Raw genomic sequence first — 19,537 nt, 5'->3', positions numbered from 1 at the left:
TTCACCGTCGAGGGGGGGAGGGGGCCTTCGTTCCGCGCGTGAGCGGTGCGGCCCCTCCCGCACAGGAGGAGCCGCACCGCTCGGCCCTCACCCCCGTTCGAAGATCGCCGTCAGCGTGTGACCCTCCTCCTCGAAGCTGATCGCCGTCTCACCCTTGCTGCGCTCCTCGTCGCCGCCGTACGGCTCGCCGTCCAGCAGCCAGTCCTTGAACGCCCAGCCCGGCGCGGGCACCGCCGTCGCCTCCACGGTGTCGCCGTCCGAGTAGGGGCCGTCCTGGGAGAGCGAGACCGTGCCCTTGCCCTGCTCGACCACGGTCAGCTTGTGCCGCTTCTGCTCGAAGAGCGCCGTGAGCTGCATGTCGGCGGTGCCGACGTCGAGCGCGAGGGAGTCGTCGTCACCGGCGCTCGAACCGTCCAGGACCCAGCCCGCGAAGTCCCAGCCGGGCGCGGGGACGGCCTGGTAGAGCAGGTCGGCGCCCTCCAGTTCGGCGCGCTTGGCCGGGGCCTTCTTCACCGTGCCCTTGCCGGAGGTCTTCGTGCTCACCTTGGACGTCGGCGTGGCGCCCTTCTTGAACTCGGCGACCAGGGTGTGGTCGCCCGACGGCACCCGGAAGCCGGTCGCGCCGCCCTTCGCGGCCTTCCCGTCGAGCTTCCAGCCGGAGAACACGTACCCCTTGGCCGCCGCGGCGTTGTACGTCGAACTGGTCCCGGTCGGGTACGGGCCCGGGGTCCCTGCCGTGACCGTGCCCGCGCCCTTCGGGGCGACGGACGTGGTCACCGCGCACAGCGCGTCGCTGGTCTTCGCCTTCCGGTAGGCGGAGACGGCCTTGCCGGTCCTGCTGAGCACATCGGTGCTGTCGGCCGAGTCGGGCTTGCCGATCGCGATGCCGAGCGGGTCACCGCGGTAGGACTGCTTGGGGTTGGAGAAACGGTTGATCCGGGTGCACGCGCCCTTGGTGGCCTTGCGGCAGCTCGACTCGTACGCCATGACCGTCGACCAGTCGCCCTTCGCGGGGAAGTAGCCGGTCGCGCCGTTCTCGTTCTGCACCGGCTGCGTCACCCGGTCGTGGTCGGCGCTCAGGTTGTGGCCGATCTCGTGGCCCATCGAGAAGCGCGGCACGGCGCTCTGGCCGACCACGGAGTAGCCCCAGGCGGCCGTGGACGGACCGGGGTTCGGCGGGGTGTAGCCGAGGCCGCCGGCCGCCCGCCCGGCGGCGATCACCGAGACCAGGTCGGCGCCGTACTGGTCGCGCAGCTGCGGCAGGTTGTCGGCGATGCCGTCGTTGGGCGTGGCGACCGCGCTCAGCAGGGCGTTGGTGACGCCGTCGAGGGACGCGGAGACGCTGGCGAGCGCGGTGCCGACCAGCCGGACCCGCACCCGCACCCCGCTCTCCGCGAACGCCTCGTTGGCGAGCGCGACGCCCCGGGCCGCCGAGGACCGGATCTGCGCGTCGCCGCCCGCCTCGGTGCGGGCGCCGGGGGTGTAGCCGACGAACACGTCCACCAGCGCGTTGTTGGCGCCGCCCTTGCAGGCCGCCGCGGCGGCCGCCGCGCGCTCGGCCTCGGGCGAGGACAGCACGGCCTTCGCCGCGGCCGCGTCGGCGGCGGCCACCTGCGCCTGCTGCTGACGGGCCCAGGCGGGGAGGACGCGCGGCGGCGCCATCGTCGGCGGCTCGTCCTCGTCCGTGAGCGGGCTGGTCTGGGTGACCAGGACCCGGCCCTTGCCCAGCGGCTCCACCGCGTACAGGTCGCCGCCCAGCATGAACTGCCCGCTCAGGATCTCGTTGCCCGGGCTCCGGTCGCAGCCGCCCTCCAGGGTGAGCACCACGTCCTGGTCATTGGTGCCGGTCACCGTGCCGTGCCAGACGAGCGTGGCACCGACCATGCTCCGCTTCGTCTCGACCGCCTGCACGGTCACGTCGTCGAACAGCGGAAACGTCACTTCCTGGCCGTAGCCGTCGCTGCACACCGGCGCGAGCGCCGCGGGCAGCACCCGGGCCACCCGGTGGCGCACATAGTCCGCGCCGAAGTCCTCCGCGGCGTCGCCCACGTCCCACGGCGTCGCCGCCCGCGTGTCGTCGCCCCGCGCCGTCGACCCGCCCCGCGCGCCCGCGTCCTTGCTGAACACACCCGCGGCGACGGCCGCCCGTACCGTCGCACGGTCCGGGGCCCTGCCCTGTCCCTCCCGTTCCGCCCCGTCCTGGACGGGCGCGAAGCCGGTGATCGCGGTGACGCCGAGCACCATCGCCCCGAGCGCCGCCGCGCCCGTCCTTCTGTTGCGGGCCATCTGTCGCCTTCCTGCCGTGCTGAGTCGTACGGAGTCGTGCTGATCCGTACTGGGTGACGAGTTCGGACTGAGCCGGCGAGCCCCGAGCGGTCCTACCGCCCCGGGCGGCCCTACCGCGCCGGGCGGTCCGGTCCGGTGCGGTCCTGTCCGGTGCGGACGGGTCCGTACCCGGCCGCACCAGGCGGTCGCGTACGACCTGTCGGGTCGTCAGATCAGTTCGTCAGAACAGTTCCTCACGGCGTTGGTGCGATCACCTGATCGTCGCCACTGTCACTCCGTGCGCCGCACGGCGACGGCCAGGTAGCGGTCGTCCTCATCCGTGTACGAGCCGAGCTCCCAGCCCGAACCGGCCAGGAGCGGACGGAGGTTGGGCTCGGCCCGCAGGTCCCCGTCGGTGATCCGGCGGCCGTGCCGGGCGGCGAGGGCGGCGCGTCCGATCGGGTGGAACAGCGCCAGGCGGCCGCCCGGGCGCACCACCCGGGCCAGCTCGCGGAGGTCTTCGGCGGGGGCGGCGAGATGCGAGATCAGGCCCGCGCCGAACACGGCGTCGAGGGCGCCGTCGCGCAGCGGCAGCCGGGCGACGTCCGTGAGCAGCAGCGTCGCAGCCCCGTCGCGACCCGCCCGCACGGCCTCGGCCAGCATCTCCGGGGTCAGGTCCGCGCCGATCACCATGCCCGCCGGGCCGACCGCCGCCCGCAGCGCGGGCAGCGCGCGCCCGGTGCCGCAGCCCGCGTCCAGGACGGCGTCGCCCGCGCGCAGCCCGATGTCGGCGACGGCGGCGGCGTAGACCGGACCGTCGTCGGGGAACCTGCTGTCCCAGCGGGCCGCGCGGGCGCCGAAGAACTCTCGTACCTGAGTGGGGTCATCGCTCATGTGCCCCATGATCCCCCCGCGCATGGTCACCCACGCGAGTGGATGTGCCGCCCGTCGCGCCTTGCCCATCGCCCACGTGAGTGAACGAACTGCGCGCACGTTCGAGACCGTGGTGATCGTTCGGGAACATCTCTGTGTCATATTCCATCAGCTTTCGAAATGCGCCCCCGATGCGCCCCCTGGGGCGGACTAGCGTCCCTGAGCCATGGGACACCTCGACCACGCCGCCTACGGCTGGCTGACACCTGTGCTGTCGTACGCGATGGCCTGCATCGGCGCCGCCCTCGGGCTGCGCTGCACCGTACGCGCGCTCGACGCGACCGGCCGCTCGCGGCGCAACTGGCTGCTCACCGCCGCCTCCGCGATCGGCACCGGCATCTGGACGATGCACTTCGTCGCGATGCTCGGCTTCGGCGTCACCGGGACCGACATCCGCTACGACGTCCCCCTCACCCTCCTCAGCCTGCTCATCGCGATGGTCGTCGTCGGGGTCGGCGTCTTCGCCGTCGGCTACGGCCGCGACCGGGTCCGATCGCTCCTGATCGGCGGTCTGACCACCGGCGTCGGCGTCGCGAGCATGCACTACATGGGCATGGCCGCGCTCCGGCTGCACGGCCAGGTCCACTACGACCCGCTGCTCGTCGCCCTGTCCGTGGTCATCGCCGTCGTCGCCGCGACCGCCGCGCTCTGGGCGGCGCTCAACATCCACGCCCCGGCCGCCGTCGCCCTCGCGTCCCTGGTCATGGGCGCGGCGGTGAGCAGCATGCACTACACCGGGATGTTCGCCGTACGGGTCGAGGTCACCCCGTCGCCCGCCGCGCTGCCCGGCACCAGCGTCATGCAGTTCATCTTCCCGCTCGCCGTCGGCCTCGGCTCCTACCTCTTCATCACCTCCGCCTTCGTGGCGCTGTCGCCCACCGCGAGCGAGCGCGCCGCGTACGCCTCGGCCGAGCGCCTCACCGAACCCGACGACCGCGCGGTGGACGTCGCACCCCCGGGCTTCCACCCGGAACCGGACCCCGCCCCCGGCCACCTCGACACCCCGCCGCCCGCCTACGCCTACCCCTCGGGCCCGGTCCACGACGCCGACACCGGCCCCCGCCCCGCACCCGCCCCCTGACCCGACCCGACCCGACCGCGACGCACCGGCGGCCCGCGCCGGGCGGCCCGTCCCCACCGCCCGCGCCCGCCACCCCGGTACGAGCTCGGAGCCCGCCCCGCACACCCACAGCGCACCGACGGACCCCGCCGCTCCCACGGGTCCGTGAACCAAGGAACGAGGAGGCCATGCGAACTCCCCGCAGGACCCCGGGCACCGGGGCCCCCGCCCAGCCGCCGTCGGCGGCGCGCGGGCGCCGTGCGCACGCCGGGTCGCCCGCCGACGAACAGGCGTCCCGGCAACGGCCGGCCGACACGGACGGCGGCGTTGACGGCGTTGACGGCGTTGATGTCGGTCTCGGGGGTACGGGCCGGGCGGCCACCGCCCCGGCGTACGGCGAGCCGGTGGCACCGGACCGCGTTCCGGCTCCCGTACGGACCGGACCCCGCCACCCGCTCCGCCTCGGCCTCGGCGCCCTGCGCCCCCGTACCGTCCGTGCCAAGATCGTCTCGCTGCTCATGGTCCCGGTGGTGTCCCTGCTCGCCCTCTGGGGCTTCGCCACCGTCACCACCGCCCAGGACATGGCCGAACTGCGCCATCTGCAGTCCGTCGACACCGAGGTCAGGCAGCCCGTCGTACGGGCCGTCCGCGCGCTCCAGGACGAACGCCGGGCCGTCGTACGGCAGGCCGCCGCACCCGGCACCGCCCGCGCCGCCGAGCTCAAGGACCGGATCCGCGCCACCGACACCGCCGTCGCCCGGCTACGGCTCGACGCCCGGCACACCGTCGGCGACAACGGCGGCCTGCCCCGGGAGGTCGCCACCCGGGTGGCCGCGTTCGTCGGCAGGGCCGAGGGCCTCGCCCGGCTCCGTACCGCGGCCGTCGAGGGCCATGGCGACGTGGACCAGCTCTACACCGAGTACACCGCCACCGTCACGGCCGGATTCGGCGTCGGCGGCGCGCTCGCGGGCATCGAGGACGCCGGTTCCGGCGCCGACGCGCGCGTGCTGCTCGAATTCGGCCGCGCCGCCGAACTCCTCGCCCGCGAGGACACCCTGCTCGGCGCCGCCCAGCTCACCGGTTCGTTCGACGACGAGCGCCAGCGCGCCTTCGGCGGCGCCGTCGAGGCCCGTCGCACCCTCACCGACTCCGCCACCGCCGACCTGCCCGCCGCCCAGCGCGCGGCCTGGCGCACCCTCGCCGCCCAGCCCGCCTACCGGCAGCTCAGTGCGGCCGAGGACCGGGTGCGCGGCGCGGACCCCGGCCGCCGGGCCGCGCAGGCCGTCACCTCCGGCGAATGGGACGCCGCCCACGCGTTCGTGAGCGAGGGACTCGACGCGATCGAGGCGAGCGCCCACGAGACGGCGGCTGCGCGCCACGACCCGTTCGGCGGGGGAGCGTTCAGCGCGGGCGGCGCCGCCGTGCTGCTCGGCCTCGCCGCCGTCGCCGCCTCCCTCGTCATCTCCGTGCGGATCGGCCGCGGCCTGGTCGTCGAACTGATCAGCCTGCGGAACACCGCTCTGGAGATCGCCCGCCGTAAACTTCCCGCCGCCATGAGCCGGCTGCGCGTCGGCGCGGAGATCGACGTCCAGGCCGAGGCACCCCCGGGACCCGCACCGCAGGACGAGATCGGCCAGGTCGGCGAAGCCCTCACCACCGTCCACCGGGCCGCGCTCTCCGCCGCCGTCGAACGCGCCGAGCTGGCCAGCGGCATCTCCGGCGTCTTCGTCAACCTCGCCCGCCGCAGCCAGGTCCTGGTGCACCGTCAGCTCAACCTGCTCGACAGCATGGAGCGCCGCGCCGACGACCCCAACGAACTCGGCGACCTGTTCCGGCTCGACCACCTCACCACCCGGATGCGCCGCCACGCCGAGAGCCTGATCATCCTCTCCGGCGCCGCGCCCGGCCGCGCCTGGCGGATGCCCGTACCCCTGACCAACGTCGTACGCGCCGCCGTGTCCGAGATCGAGGACTACGCGCGCGTGGAGGTCCGCCCGCTCCCCGAGACCTCGGTCGTCGGCGGCGCCGTCGCCGACCTCACCCATCTGCTCGCCGAACTCGTGGAGAACGCCGCCCAGTTCTCCCCGCCGCACACCAAGGTGCGGATCAGCGGCGAACCGGTCGGCATCGGCTACGCCCTGGAGATCGAGGACCGCGGCCTCGGCATGGGCAAGGACAGCCTCGCCGAGGCCAACACCCGCATCGCCCAGTCCGAGGCCCTCGACCTCTTCGACAGCGACCGGCTCGGCCTCTTCGTGGTCAGCCGCCTCTCCTCCCGCCACGACATCAAGGTGCACCTGCGCACCTCCCCGTACGGCGGCACCACCGCGGTCGTCCTCATCCCGACCGACCTCCTGCAGAGCGCCCTCCCGCCCGGCCGCGCCGACACCGCGGGGACAGCGGCACGGACCGCCGGGGCCGAGCCGTCCGACCAGCCTGATCCGGCCACACCGGCCACACCGGCCGAACTCACCGGGCCGCACGACGTGCTGACGACCCAGGCGGCAGCGGTACGGGCGGGGCTCGGCGCCCCGCCGCGGTCGGCGTCGCACCCCGGCCGGCCGGTCGCCACGGCGACCGCCCCCGGCGACCGCCCCGACCCGTCCCGGAGCGCGGGCCACGACCGCCGTCAGACCCCCCGGGCCCCGTCCCCGCTGCCGCCTTCAGGGGCAGCGGCCGCCGAGCAGGACGGACGGGCCCCCGGCGCCCCGCGCCCGCCCCGTCCTCCCGCCCCCGGGACGCCCAACGAGCCCGACCGGCCCCCGGCCGGGGTCACGGCGCTGCGCCAGCGCGGCCCGCGCGGCCTGCCACCGGCCCCGCCGCAGGGCCAGGCCGTCGCCCCTGCGCCGTCGGGTGCGAGCGACGCGTTCGGCGGCACGGATCTGCCGCGCCGGGTCCGCCAGGCGAGCCTGGTCCCGCAACTGCGCGTGGCGCCCGCGCCCGTACCCACGCCCCTCACCGACCGTGCGGCCGTGCACGGAACCCCGGGTGCCACGACCGCCGAGCGGACCCCGGAACGGACTCCCGAGCAGGTCAGGGACCGGATGACGGCCTACCACGAGGGCTGGCGGCGCGGCGGCGGCCCGCAGCACGGCACCGGAGCCGCCGAACCCTCCGTACCCTCCGTACCCGCCGGAGTCCGCAGGCCCCTCGGCACCGGCTACGGCCAGCACCGCGCCACCCCCGCCCCCCGCACAGATCCAGCGGCACCCGCACCCGCATCCGTACCGAGGCCCCTGACCCCCGCCCCTGAAGGAGACGACGAATGATCGACCACGAGAGGATCTCCCACCACCGCTCCGGCGAACTCGACTGGCTCCTGGACGACCTCGTCACCCGCGTCCGCGAGGTCCGCCACACCGTGGTGCTCTCCAACGACGGCCTCGCCGTGGGCGCCTCCAGCGGCCTCAGCCGGGAGGACGCCGAGCACCTGGCGGCGATCGCGTCCGGGTTCCACAGCCTCGCGAAGGGCGCCGGACGGCAGTTCCACACCGGCGGCGTGCGCCAGACCATGGTCGAGATGGACGACGGCTTCCTCTTCGTCGCCGCCGCGGGCGACGGCTCCTGCCTGGCCGTCCTCAGCGGCGCCCAGGCGGACATCGGCCTCATCGCGTACGAGATGGCCCGCCTGGTCAAGCGGGTCGGCGAGCACCTGCACACCCCGCCCCGGCTGACGATGACCCCGCCGGCCGCGGGCTGACCGGAGACCCCCGGAGAACCCATGAACCAGGACAGCACCGGCGAAGGCCCGCCCGCACCGGGCGGTCAGCCGTCCGTACCGGGCAGTCAGTGGTACGACGCCGAGGCCGGGCCGCTCGTCCGGCCGTACGCCATGACCGGCGGCCGGACCAAACCAGGGCCGAGCAACGTTCGGTTCGACCTCATCGCGCTCGTCGTCGTCGACGACGACCCGCCGGGCGGGGCCGAGGAGTCCCTGCTCGGCCCCGAACACCGGGCCCTGCTCGCCCAGTGCCGCGCCGAGACCCAGTCGGTGGCCGAACTCGCCGCGGACGCCGACCTCCCCGTCGGGGTGGTCCGGGTCCTCCTCGGCGACCTCCTCGAAGCGGGCCTGGTGAAGGTCAGCAGACCCGTGCCGCCCGCGCAGCTCCCTGACGAACGGATCCTGAGGGAAGTCATCGATGGCCTACGAGCGCTCTGAGAACACCGCGACCGGCACCAGGGACGCCACCTCCAGGGAAGCCTCCTTCAGGGACACTTCATCCGGGGACCCGGCGGGCGACCTGGACTCCACCGCCCTCGCGCTGAAGATCCTGGTCGCGGGCGGCTTCGGCGTCGGCAAGACCACCCTGGTCGGCGCCGTCAGCGAGATCCGCCCGCTGCGCACCGAGGAACAGCTCAGCCGCGCCGGGGAGTCGGTGGACGACACCGGGGGAGTCGACCAGAAGACCACCACGACCGTGGCGATGGACTTCGGCCGCATCACCATCCGCGCCGGGCTCTCGCTCTACCTCTTCGGCACGCCGGGCCAGGACCGCTTCTGGTTTCTCTGGGACGACCTCTCGCAGGGCGCCCTGGGCGCCGTCGTGCTCGCCGACACCCGGCGTCTGGAGGACTGTTTCCCGGCGGTCGACTACTTCGAGCACCGCGCGATCCCGTTCGTGGTCGCCGTGAACTGCTTCCCCGGCGCGCGCACCTACGGGGCCCACGACGTCTCGCGCGCCCTCGACCTGGACCGTGGCACACCGGTGGTGCTGTGCGACGCGCGGGACCGCGACTCGGGCAAGGAAGTGCTGATCAGGCTCGTCGAGTACGCGGGCCGGATGCACACCCGACGGCTTCTGGACACGGTGGGCTGAGGGCGGTCGGTGGGGAGTGCCGGTGGTCGGCCACAGTCCGAAGCCCGTCCGGTGCCGTTCGCGCAGGCCGCGGGCGCGGCGCGCCCGGCCCGGCCCGGGAGTGTCCGGTACCGGACGGTGCGCCGCCGTGTCCGGCACGCGGATGTCGACAGATGCTTGCCCTGCTCACGACAGTGCGTAAGGCTGACCGGAAGGCGGTCGACCGGTACAGCCGTGCGGGGACCGGCCGCGCACACGCGCCCCCCGGGCCGCGGGGACCACGGGGTGAACGGGGACGCACCACACAGGGGGAGGATCACGCATGGCCCTTGACAAGGAACTCGACTGGCTCCTCGACGACCTGACCCGCCGGGTCGCCTCGATACAACACGCGCTGGTGCTGTCGAACGACGGCCTGGTGACCGGCGCGAGCAGCGGTCTGGCCCGGGAGGACGCCGAGCACCTGGCCGCGGTCTCCTCGGGGCTGCACAGCCTGGCGCGCGGCTCGGGACGCCACTTCAACGCGGGCCGGGCCCGGCAGACGATGGTGGAGTTCGACGAGGCGCTGATGTTCGTGACGGCGGCGGGCGAGGGCAGCTGCCTGTGCGTGCTGAGCGCCGCGGAGGCCGATGTCGGCCACGTCGCCTACGAGATGACGCTGCTGGTGAACCGGGTCGGCGAGCACCTGGGCGTGTCGGCCCGTCAGCCGGGCGGCGACGCGGGCGAATTCTGAGTTATCCACAGGGCGAGCGAGAGTTCGTCACTGTGCGTTACGGTCGTCACCGATGGTGTTCGCATGTCACGACACACGGGGGAGACCGACCACATGATCACGCACGGTACGGAAGGGGCGGCCGGCGCCGCCGAACGGCTCGCGGAGGACGCGGCGGTGGTCCCGGCGCGCGCCGCACGCGAACTGAGGCTGCGACGGGAGGAGTTCCGGCTCGCCGTGGAGCTGGGACTCGTCCGCACGGTGCCAGCACCCGGTCCGGCACCGGATTCGGCACCGGAACCGGCCCCGGATCCCGGGGCCGGCTCGGCACCGGGACCGGATCCGGGGGCGGGCCCGGGACCGGGCGCCTCGGTGCGGCGCCGGGTGCTCCGGAGCGAGATCGACCGGCTCAGAGCCGCCCCTGACTTCCCGGACGGACTGCGCGAGCGGGTGCGAGCGGTCGGTACGAGGGAGGGCGCCGAGATCCTCGGTGTCACCGGGCACCGGTTCACCCGGCTCGCCAGGACCGGCCACTTCACCCCGGTGCGCTGCTACGTCAATCGCTACCGGGCCGTCGTCTGGCTCTATCCGGCGGCCGAGCTGGCCGAGTTCGCCCTGAACAACCCCCGACTGCTGAGCGGACGGCTGCCGTTGGACGTGCGGATCAAGGCCGACGACCCGCGGGTGGACTTTCGGGCCCGGAACTGGCGGGCCCGTCGGCTCGGCCTGCTGCTGCGGGCGACCCGGGACCCCTGGGCCCGCGCGGCCGCGATCGCCTCCGTACTCGACGGGGTTCAGGTGGCCGAGATCGTCGACGACCCCCAGGAGCGGAGCAGGCTCGATGAGCTCCGGCCCGGCCCGCCGAGCTGGTGGCCCACCGCCGCGGCGGCCCGGGAGACGGCCGAGCGGCTGCTGCTCGCCGACGACCCCGACGAGCTCCTGTGGCACCGGCTGAGTCTGGGGATCGCCCTGACCGAGGCCCGCGCCCGACGCACGAGGCCCCCCGGGGCGAATGGGGCGCTCGTGCGGGCCGCTGGGACCACCGGAGCCACCCGGCCCGCCGCCACCTCCACCTCCACCTCCACGCCCATCCCCCTCCCCTTCCCCGTTCGCTTCCCCACCCCCGTCGTCCGGCCCGCATCCGTACCCCTCCGCCCGACGGGTGCCGGTCGGCCGCCCGGGCGGCGGGTCCGGCGGACACTCCTGGACCGGCTGCGCGGGCGGAAGGGGGCGGTGCCCACGGGGGAGCGATGACGGTACGGGGCCGGTGGCCGACCGGGTCGACGGCGGTACGGGCCTGGCGGCCGGGTGACCCGGGTTCTGGCTCGGGATCTGACTCCGGCTCCGGCTCCGGCTCGGGCGCCGGGGTGCGGGGCGGCGGGGGCGCGGGCACGATGGGCGCATGCTCCTTGCCCGAGTCGCGGAGGTGTCGGGGCAGGTCGCCGACACCTCGGCGCGGTCACGGAAGACCGGACTGCTCGCCGAGCTGTTCACGGAGGCCGAGCCCGAGGAGAGCCCGCTCGTCATCGCCTACCTCTCCGGGCGGCTGCCCCAGGGCCGGATCGGGGTCGGCTGGAGCGTGCTCAAGAACGTGCTGCCCCCGGCGGTGCCGCCAGCGGCCGGACCGGTGCTCACGCTCACCGCCACGGACACGGCGATGAGCGAGCTCGCCGCGGTCTCCGGTGCCGGGTCGCAGGCCCGCAGGCTGGCCCTGGTCCATGACCTGATGGCGGCGGCCACGCTGCCGGAGCAGGAGTTCCTGGTCCGGCTGCTGTCCGGCGAGGTCAGGCAGGGGGCGCTCGACGCGGTCGCCCTGGAAGGCGTGGCGCGCGCCGCGGCGGTGCCGCCGGAGGAGCTGCGGCGGGCCGTGATGCTCGACGGGTCGCTGCCCCGGGTGGCCCGGGCGGTGCTCGCCGAAGGACCGGCCGCTCTCAAGGAGTTCACCCTGCGGGTCGGGGCGCCGGTGCAGCCGATGCTCGCGCACACGGCGGGCGGGGTCGCCGAGGCGGTGGCGGCGCTCGGTCCTTGCGCGGTGGAGGAGAAGCTGGACGGCATCCGGATCCAGGTGCACCGGCGCGGCGATGAGGTGCGGGTCTACACCCGTTCCCTCGACGACATCACGGACCGGCTGCCCGAGGTGGTCGCCGTCGCCCGGGAGATCGCGGGCGACCTGCTGGTCCTGGACGGCGAGGTGATCGCCGTGGATTCCGGCAGTGGGCGGCCGCTGCCGTTCCAGGACATCGCCTCCCGGGTCGGTTCCCGGGTCGACGTGCCCACCGCCCGGGCCGCCGTGCCGCTGACGCCGGTCTTCTTCGACGTGCTCGCGGCCGACGGCGAGGTCCTGGTCGACCGGCCGGGACACGAGCGGCACGCCGTCCTGGCCCGGCTGCTGCCCGCTCGGCTGCGGGTCGGGCGGACGGTGGTCGACGATCCGGCGGACCCGGCCGCGGTCGCGGCGGGCGAGCGGTTCTTCCGGGACACCCTCGACCGGGGCCACGAAGGCGTCCTGGTGAAGGCCCTGGGCGCGCCCTATGTCGCGGGCCGACGCGGGCGCGCCTGGCTCAAGGTGAAGCCGGTGCACACCCTGGACCTGGTGATCCTGGCCGCCGAGCGCGGCCACGGCCGCCGGACCGGGCTGCTGTCCAACCTCCACCTCGGCGCCCGCGCCGCCGACGGCGGCTTCGTCATGCTGGGCAAGACCTTCAAGGGCCTCACCGACGAGATGCTCCGCTGGCAGACCGAGCGCCTGGGCGAACTGGCCGTCGCCGACGACGGTCATACCGTCCGGGTGCGGCCCGAGCTCGTCGTCGAGATCGCCCATGACGGGCTGCAGCGCTCCACCCGCTACCCCGCAGGGGTCACCCTCCGCTTCGCCCGGGTCGTCCGCCACCGCCCGGACAAACCGGCGGCCGAGGCGGACACCGTGGAGACGGTCCTCGCCACCGGCAGGCCGGGCCCGGACGCCGCCTGACACACGGCCTAGCGGTGGCCCGTGACCCCCGCGCGGGGAGATGCTGGGAGCAGGCGCACGAGGAGATGAGCGACGTGTACGACTTGCACATCGACAGTGATGTCACCGTCCAGCTGAGCGATTGCAGCCGCGAGGACGCCCGGGCCGTCTTCGAGGTCCTCGACCATGCCTACCAGCTCGAGGACACGACGACGCCCGGCCCGAAGGCCGCCACCGCACCCGCCACCACCGTCTGGATGGCCACCTTCGACACCGCCGCCGGACGGCACGAGCAGACCCCGCCGGTGCCTCTCCAGGGCATGGTCGGCGCGCTGCTCACCGGCGGCTACCGGGCCGTCGACGAGGTCGAGAAGGTCCTGGGGCACACCTTCGCCATCCAGTCCCTGCAGTCCGTCTCCGGCGACCAGGAGACCGAGGCCAGGCTGCTGCTCGCCGCCCGCTGACCGGCGGCGGCCTGTGCCGATCCCGGTGCGGCGCCGTGCGCGCCGCACCGGGATCGCGTACGCCCGCGTTCGCAGCCGCACACAGCCCCGTGTCGGACAGGGCTATACACCGTGTGTAGAGTTCTCGCTGTGCCGCAGGGCCCCGCCATGACCAGGCGTGGGCTCCCCGCGGTCGTACCACTGTCGAGGAAAGCGGGTTGTCGCACATGTTCCGAACCACGTCCGGCCGGCGTCGGGGGCCTGCCCTCGCCCTGGTCGCCGCGGCGGCGCTCGTCGCCACCCTCGCCGGCTGCTCGACCGACGCGGTCACCCCCGGCGAGGCCCGCGGCAAGGCGGAACCGGCGAACGGTTCGGCGGCACAGGCCAAGGGCGGCGCGGCGGCCCCGGCCGTGGACTGCGCCAAGGCGAAGTGCATCGCGCTCACCTTCGACGCGGGCCCCGGCAAGGACACCCCGCACCTCCTCGACGTCCTCAAGGAGAAGAAGGTCCCGGCCACCTTCTTCCTGCTCGGCAGCAAGCACGTCGACCGCTACCCGCAGGTCGTCAAGCGCATCTCGGACGAGGGCCACGAGGTCGCCAACCACACCTGGAGCCACGAGATCCTCACCGATCTCGACGCCAAGGAGGTCCGCGAGGAGCTGTCCCGCACCCAGGACGCGATCGCGAAGATAACCGGCCGCAAGCCCACCCTGATGCGACCGCCGCAGGGCCGCACCGACGACACCGTCTCCGACGTGAGCCGGGAACTCGGGCTCGCCCAGGTGCTCTGGAGCATCACCGCCAAGGACTACTCCACCGAGGACACCGCCCTCATCCAGAAGCGCGTCCTGGAGCAGGCCCACGGCGACGGCATCATCCTGCTCCACGACATCTACAAGGGCACCGTCCCCGCCGTGCCCGGCATCATCGACGAGCTCAAGCGCCAGGGCTACACCTTCGTGACCGTGCCCCAGCTGCTCGCCCCCGGCAAGGCCGAGCCCGGCGTGGTCTACCGCCCGGAGAAGAAGGGCGACTGATCGTCGCAAACGGGGTGAGGCGGCTCACACCCGGCAGGAGGCGCACGCCGGAACAATGGGTGACGTTCCCCCGTTCTTCCCAGTGTGACGCCGAAGGGGTCCGCGTCCCCAGGTCCCCCCCTTGAGGTGACCGCCCTTCCCACGTCACGGCATATCGGCCCCGGTTGGAATCCCCCGTCCAACCGGGGCTTTGTCGTGCCCGCGAGGCGCCCGCCGGGCCCGCCCGGCCGCGCGTCGCGGGTGCCCGTACGGCGTTCGGGCGGCGCGCGCTCCGGCGCGTTCGACCCCTTCGAGTGAGTCGGCGCGGGCCGTCGCATGGCGGGCACGGCGCCGGGCATTCATCGCCACGGACGGCGGTGATCACCCGCCTGCCACCGCCGCCCGCGCCCGTCACCAGGGGGAATCTTGCGCCTCGCGCCCCGCCGAGCGACCCGCTTCGCGTCCCGTCGCGTCCTCCTGACGGCCGCCGCCGCCCTCGTCCTCGCCGGTTGCGCCACCGTACGCCCGGATCCGGCCGCCCCGCCCGGCCCGGCCGGAGCGGCGGGTTCGCCCGCCGCCGCGTCGGCCGTCGTCCGGCAGCAACAGGACCGCGTCCTCAAGTCCGCCGAGCAGCAGCTGGTGGTCAGCTGCCTGGGCGCGCAGGGCCTCGCCCTGCCCCCGTCCGCCGCCGCGCCCCACGCCCCGGCGGCCGACATCCGGCTGCAGGCCGCCCTGTTCGGCGCCGACCCGCGCGAGCTGTCCCTCACCCTGGCCACCGGCCTCACCGTCACCGCCAACAGCGACGGCTGCGTCGCCACCGCGCGCGCCGAGCTCTACGGCGACCAGCACCGCTGGTTCCGCGCCCAGGTCACCGTCGACAACCTGCGCGCCGAGGCCCAGGCCCGGATGAAGGACGACCCGGCCCACCGGGCCGCGCTCGACCGCTGGATCCGCTGCGCCGCACCCGCCGGAGGCCCCAGGACCGGGCGCCCCGACCCGGCGGTCGCCGACCGCTGCACCCGGGAGAGCGGCCTCGCAGACGTCCGGGCCCGGCTCGAACCCGCCGAGCTCGCCACCGTGCGCACCCTGCACCGCGACCAGGTCGCCACCTACGAGCAGTTGCGCGCCCGCGCGCTGCTGCGGGCAGCCGAGCTGTCCGCGAACCCCACCCAGAAGAAAGGCAACAGTCCTTCATGAAGCGACTCCTCGGAGCCACCGCCGCCGCCGTCCTCACCCTCGCGGGGGGCCTCGCGCTCACCGCGCCCGCCACCGCCGCCGACTGCCCCTCCGGGCACTTCTGCGCCTGGACGGACGCCAACTTCGACGGCCAGCGCACCAACTGGAGCGGTGACGACGGCTGGTGGGAGGGGTCCATCCCGGACGCCGACTCCTCCTGGGCGAACCACGGCCTCTCCGGCCCCGGCATCAAGGACCACGTCAAGGTCTACGAGTCCGCCTGGCAGGGCGGCGCCATGACGATCTGTCTGGCTCCCGGCGAGGAGGTCGGCTACGACGCCAACGCCAACGACCGCGGCGACTCCCACACCTGGACCATGGGCTGCTGATCCGGGCGAGCCGCACGACCGCCGTACGACCGCCGTCCTCCGGGCCGCACGCCCGGAGGACGGCCGGTCCCGGACCCGCCGGACCGGTCAGGCCGCCGCGCCCAGCCACAGGTCCGGGCCGAACACCTCGTAGTGCACGTCCGAGGCGGGTACGCCCGCGCCGAGGAGGTCGGCGCGGGCCGCGCGCATGAAGGGCAGCGGGCCGCAGAGGTAGGCGGTGAGTCCGGCGGGCAGGTCGAGCGCGGTGAGATCGGCGCGGCCCTGACGGGCGTCGGACCCGGCCGGGTCCTCGTACCAGAGGTGCAGCGACGCCTGCGGCAAGGCGCCGACCAGACGGCGCAGTTCGGCGGCGTGCGCGTGTCCGGCGGGGGAGCGGTCGGCGTGCACGACGGTGACCTGACGGCGGGAGGCGGTCGCCGCCAGGTGGTCCAGCATCGCCAGCATCGGGGTCGAGCCGATCCCCGCCGAGGCGAGCAGCAGCGGGCCCTCGCCCTCGGGCAGCACCAGATCGCCGAACGGCGCCGACACGTCGACCAGATCGCCGGCCGCGGCGTCGGAGTGCAGCCAGCCGGACACCTCGCCCGCCGGGTCGCCGTCCACCCGCTTCACGGTGATCCGCCACTCGGGACGGCCGGGCGCGGCGGACAGGCTGTACTGGCGGATCTGCCGCGCACCGTCGGGCAGTGTGACCTGCACGCTCACATACTGTCCCGGCCGGAAGCCGGTGACCTCGCCGCCGTCGGCGGGGCGCAGCGTGAAGGAGACGGTGTCGTCGGTCTCGGCCCGCCGCCCGGTGATCTCCATCGGCCGCCACACCGCGCCCTCGGCGACTCCCCGCTCCTGGTAGAGCCGGGCCTCGACGGCGATCAGGGCGTTCGCCATCAGCCAGTACACCTCGTCCCAGGCCCGCGCGACCTCCGGCGTCACGGCGTCGCCGAGGACGGCGGCGATCGCGGCGAACAGGTGCTCGTGCACCACCTTGTACTGCTCCGAGGTCACCCCGAGCGAGGCGTGCTTGTGCGCGATCCGCGCCAGCATCGCGTCCGGGCGGGTCCCGGGGTGTTCGAGCAGCGCGCCCGCGAAGGCGGCGATCGAACCGGCGAGTGCCTTGCGCTGGTCGCCGGTGGCCTGGTTGCCGCGGTTGAACAGGTCCCGCAGCAGCTCCGGGTGGGCGGCGAACATCCCCGCGTAGAAACGCTCGGTGATCTCGTCGAGGGCACCCCCGACGGCGGGCAGGGTGGCGCGGACGACCGGTACGGACTGCTCGGACAGCATGACGGAACTCCAAAGTGGTAGATGATCTACGTATTTAAGGGAAGGGGGGCACCCCGACTGCCGGGGCGTTCGTCGAGCCCCTCGCGGCCTACGGCAGGGGTGGGGGCGGGGCGGAACGGCCGGCGAGCGCCACGAGCACCGGCCCCGTCGGCGAGCCGACCAGATCGGCCACCGTCAGCGGGTCCAGCGACCGGTAGAACGCCTCCTGCGCCTCGCGCAGCGCGCCCCGCAGCCGGCAGGCCGTCCGCAGCGGACACGGCGGATCGCCCTCGCAGGCCACCACCTCGTCCTCACCCTCAAGCGTCCGGGCCAGCCAGCCGACCGAGGAGCGCCGCCCCAGGTCGGTGAGCGTGAGCCCGCCGCCCCGGCCGCGCCGGGCCTCCACGACCCCCAGATGCTGGAGCCGGGTGACCACCTTCGCCATATGGGCGTGGGGGACCGCCATCGACTCCGCCACCTCGCGGGTCGTGGGGGTGTCGTCAGGACCGGAGACCGCCAGGCGCATCACGGCCCGCAGTGCCAGATCGGTGAATTTCGTCAGCCGCACCCGTCGACCGTATCAAAGACGCATGTGAAGTTCGTATTAAGGTCGGCTGACCCAGTGCCGCCACACCCACCAGCCGCCGACCGCCACCGACGACGTGAACAGCGCGATCCCGAGCACCGGCCACCGCCCGCCCGCGATCCGCGCGTCCGTGAACACCACCCAGGCCACCGCCACCACCGGTACGAGCAACGACAGCAGCGTCCGCCCCAGCGCCAGGATGGTCGCCGGATCGAGCCGGGTGCTCCGCCGCGGCACCGTCGCACCCGCGTAGAACAGCGCCGCCCGGTCGGTCAGCCGGAGCGTCGAACGGCGATAGGTGTACGCCAGATACGGCAGCCACACCAGCGGCGCCACCAGACCCACCAGGAACACCGCACCCGACAGCGCCCACTGGCCGAGCTGCCGCCACCGCCCCACCCCGTCGCCCGACGGCGTGAGCACCCCGAGCAGCCGCGCCATCCGCAGACTCAGATCCCACAGCGCCGCGATCCGCCCCGGCCTGCGCTTCCCGCTCCGACCTTCCGCCGGTCCCCGCGCCGGTTCCCGGGCGAGCGCGGCCCGGGCGTCGTCCACCTCCCCGTACACCCCCTGAAGTACCAGCAGTTCGGCCGCCCGCTCCGGATCCACCGGGTCCCGGCCCGCGAGCGCCGCCAGCTCGAGGACCGTGCGCGCCTGCGAGAGCAGGGCCGCGCAGAACGCGAACGGGACGAGCAGCAGGAACGGCCCGCCCACGAAGGTACCCTCGGCCGCCGCCGCCCTGGTGCCCCGCGCCACCACCCGGGCCCGCGCGGCGGCGGGGTCCGTCCCGTCCGCACGCAGCCGCCGCGCCGCCCGTCCGGCTCCCGGACCCAGGCGGCGCGGCGCGAACGCGGCGAGCAGTTCGGGCAGCCGGCCCGGCTCGGCCACCGCCTCGCGCAGCAGTGACCGGGACAGCCGGGCCGGTGCCTCCTCCTCGCCCCGCGGAGCGGTCAGGAGAGGACCTTGGCCTTCGCCTTCTCGAACTCCTCGGGCGTGATGGCGCCCTTGTCCTTCAGCTCGGCGAGCCGGGCCAGCTCGTCCACGCCGCTGCCCTTCCCGTCGCCGGGCGCCGTGCCCGCCGTTTTGCGGATGTAGTCCTGGATCGCCGCCTCGGTGTCCTTGGCCTGCTTGGCGTCCCGCTTGCTCATGCCCTGGCCGCGCACGATCACATAGATCAGCACGCCGATGTAGGGGAGCACCACACAGAGGATCAGCCAGCCCGCCTTGCCCCAGCCGCCCAGCTCATGGTCGCGGAAGATGTCCGTGACGATCTTGAAGAGCAGGAACAGCCACATGATCCAGAGGAAGAACCAGAGCATCGTCCAGAAGAGGTTGAGCAGGGGGTAGTCGTCCATGCCGAAACTCCGTTCCCGGCGGGGCCTGGGCGGCCTCGCCTCGGAGCGAGTCTCGTTCACCCACCGGGACCTCGCATGTCGTACGCCGTCCGGGGTGCGGCCCGGCGCGGACCGTGTTCGGATGGGCGGAACGACTGCGTCCGCATGCACGAGAGGGAGTCCCATGGGGCCCGTGGAATGTCTGGTGCTCGCCTTCCCGGGGGAACGGCTCACCGTCACCGCCGTGACCGCCATCGCCGATCTGCGCCGGGCGGGCCAGGTACGGCTGATCGATTCACTCGTCGTGACCAAGGCCGCCGACGGCACGGTCGGCAGCTCCGAACTCGTCGAGTACGAGGAGTACGAGGACGCCGTCGCCGAGATCGGCCCCGAGGCCAATCTCCTCGGCCCCGAGGACGCCGCCGAGGTGGCGGAGACCCTGGAACCCGGCAGCTGCGCGCTGATGCTGCTGGTCGAGCACGTCTGGGCGGCCCGGGCGGCCGAGGCGATCCGCGCGGTCGACGGCCGGATCGCGGGCCGGGTGCCGATCCCGCCGGAGATCGTCGCCGAGGCCCACACCGCCTACCGCGAGGCCGTCGCCGCGGCCGGAAGGAACTGACCCG

General features: G+C 74.4%; 19 protein-coding genes. 13 read left to right on the top strand and 6 right to left on the bottom strand.

Features of this window, described 5'->3' with window-relative positions:
- Positions 1 to 87: 87 nt before the first annotated feature.
- Positions 88 to 2,286, bottom strand: a complete 2,199-nt coding sequence (locus ACIPXM_RS18830; RefSeq protein ID WP_401656594.1) for a reprolysin-like metallopeptidase — start codon at positions 2,284 to 2,286, stop codon at positions 88 to 90.
- A gap of 270 nt (positions 2,287 to 2,556) precedes the next feature.
- Positions 2,557 to 3,159 (bottom strand): class I SAM-dependent methyltransferase, encoded by a 603-nt coding sequence (locus ACIPXM_RS18825; RefSeq protein ID WP_401656592.1) that lies wholly within the window; start codon positions 3,157 to 3,159, stop codon positions 2,557 to 2,559.
- Between the two features lie 205 nt (positions 3,160 to 3,364).
- Here ACIPXM_RS18825 and ACIPXM_RS18820 point away from each other — a divergent pair, with 205 nt between their 5' ends.
- The 12 genes from ACIPXM_RS18820 to ACIPXM_RS18765 all read left to right on the top strand — a co-directional run bounded on the left by ACIPXM_RS18820 (position 3,365) and on the right by ACIPXM_RS18765 (position 15,740).
- The gene (locus tag ACIPXM_RS18820) at positions 3,365 to 4,279 is read left to right on the top strand and encodes an MHYT domain-containing protein (protein ID WP_401656590.1); all 915 of its coding nucleotides are present in this window, start codon (positions 3,365 to 3,367) and stop codon (positions 4,277 to 4,279) included.
- Positions 4,280 to 4,446: 167 nt separating this feature from the next.
- A complete protein-coding gene (locus ACIPXM_RS18815; protein WP_401656588.1) occupies positions 4,447 to 7,527 on the top strand; it encodes a nitrate- and nitrite sensing domain-containing protein in 3,081 nt (1,026 codons plus the stop codon).
- Entirely contained in the window at positions 7,524 to 7,958 is a 435-nt protein-coding gene (locus ACIPXM_RS18810; protein WP_401656586.1) for a roadblock/LC7 domain-containing protein, read from the top strand. The genes ACIPXM_RS18815 and ACIPXM_RS18810 overlap by 4 nt, the downstream gene beginning before the upstream one ends.
- Before the next feature lie 21 nt (positions 7,959 to 7,979).
- Positions 7,980 to 8,417 (top strand): DUF742 domain-containing protein, encoded by a 438-nt coding sequence (locus ACIPXM_RS18805; protein WP_401656584.1) that lies wholly within the window; start codon positions 7,980 to 7,982, stop codon positions 8,415 to 8,417.
- Entirely contained in the window at positions 8,398 to 9,075 is a 678-nt protein-coding gene (locus ACIPXM_RS18800; RefSeq protein ID WP_401656582.1) for a GTP-binding protein, read from the top strand. The genes ACIPXM_RS18805 and ACIPXM_RS18800 overlap by 20 nt, the downstream gene beginning before the upstream one ends.
- A gap of 301 nt (positions 9,076 to 9,376) precedes the next feature.
- Positions 9,377 to 9,787, top strand: a complete 411-nt coding sequence (locus ACIPXM_RS18795) for a roadblock/LC7 domain-containing protein (protein WP_401656580.1) — start codon at positions 9,377 to 9,379, stop codon at positions 9,785 to 9,787.
- 63 nt (positions 9,788 to 9,850) lie between these two features.
- Complete coding sequence (locus tag ACIPXM_RS18790) at positions 9,851 to 11,020, top strand: DUF6397 family protein (protein ID WP_401656578.1); 1,170 nt, start codon at positions 9,851 to 9,853, stop codon at positions 11,018 to 11,020.
- Between the two features lie 148 nt (positions 11,021 to 11,168).
- Positions 11,169 to 12,737, top strand: coding sequence for an ATP-dependent DNA ligase (locus ACIPXM_RS18785; RefSeq protein ID WP_401656576.1), 1,569 nt, complete (start codon positions 11,169 to 11,171; stop codon positions 12,735 to 12,737).
- Between the two features lie 65 nt (positions 12,738 to 12,802).
- Entirely contained in the window at positions 12,803 to 13,180 is a 378-nt protein-coding gene (locus tag ACIPXM_RS18780; RefSeq protein WP_401656574.1) for a hypothetical protein, read from the top strand.
- A gap of 206 nt (positions 13,181 to 13,386) precedes the next feature.
- Entirely contained in the window at positions 13,387 to 14,196 is an 810-nt protein-coding gene (locus tag ACIPXM_RS18775) for a polysaccharide deacetylase family protein (RefSeq protein WP_401656572.1), read from the top strand.
- A gap of 405 nt (positions 14,197 to 14,601) precedes the next feature.
- Complete coding sequence (locus ACIPXM_RS18770; RefSeq protein WP_401656570.1) at positions 14,602 to 15,372, top strand: hypothetical protein; 771 nt, start codon at positions 14,602 to 14,604, stop codon at positions 15,370 to 15,372.
- Positions 15,369 to 15,740, top strand: coding sequence for a peptidase inhibitor family I36 protein (locus tag ACIPXM_RS18765; RefSeq protein WP_401656568.1), 372 nt, complete (start codon positions 15,369 to 15,371; stop codon positions 15,738 to 15,740). The genes ACIPXM_RS18770 and ACIPXM_RS18765 overlap by 4 nt, the downstream gene beginning before the upstream one ends.
- Positions 15,741 to 15,827: 87 nt before the next feature.
- Here ACIPXM_RS18765 and ACIPXM_RS18760 read toward each other — a convergent pair whose 3' ends face one another.
- From ACIPXM_RS18760 to ACIPXM_RS18745, 4 genes are all read right to left on the bottom strand, one after another.
- A complete protein-coding gene (locus tag ACIPXM_RS18760) occupies positions 15,828 to 17,015 on the bottom strand; it encodes a globin domain-containing protein (RefSeq protein WP_401656566.1) in 1,188 nt (395 codons plus the stop codon).
- Between the two features lie 88 nt (positions 17,016 to 17,103).
- Positions 17,104 to 17,562 carry an RrF2 family transcriptional regulator gene (locus ACIPXM_RS18755; RefSeq protein ID WP_401656564.1) on the bottom strand — a complete coding sequence of 153 codons (459 nt, stop codon included), beginning with the start codon at positions 17,560 to 17,562 and terminating at the stop codon, positions 17,104 to 17,106.
- Between the two features lie 36 nt (positions 17,563 to 17,598).
- A complete protein-coding gene (locus ACIPXM_RS18750) occupies positions 17,599 to 18,468 on the bottom strand; it encodes a hypothetical protein (RefSeq protein WP_401656562.1) in 870 nt (289 codons plus the stop codon).
- A gap of 62 nt (positions 18,469 to 18,530) precedes the next feature.
- Positions 18,531 to 18,935, bottom strand: a complete 405-nt coding sequence (locus ACIPXM_RS18745; protein WP_401656560.1) for an SHOCT domain-containing protein — start codon at positions 18,933 to 18,935, stop codon at positions 18,531 to 18,533.
- A gap of 163 nt (positions 18,936 to 19,098) precedes the next feature.
- Here ACIPXM_RS18745 and ACIPXM_RS18740 point away from each other — a divergent pair, with 163 nt between their 5' ends.
- Positions 19,099 to 19,533, top strand: a complete 435-nt coding sequence (locus tag ACIPXM_RS18740) for a DUF6325 family protein (protein WP_401656558.1) — start codon at positions 19,099 to 19,101, stop codon at positions 19,531 to 19,533.
- Positions 19,534 to 19,537: the final 4 nt, after the last annotated feature.

This window comes from Streptomyces sp. NPDC090025, from assembly GCF_044748125.1.
In the GTDB taxonomy this organism is placed as follows: Bacteria; Actinomycetota; Actinomycetes; order Streptomycetales; family Streptomycetaceae; genus Streptomyces.
Note: the sequence above shows the minus strand (reverse complement) of the source record. Positions and strands in the feature narration are given on the sequence as shown.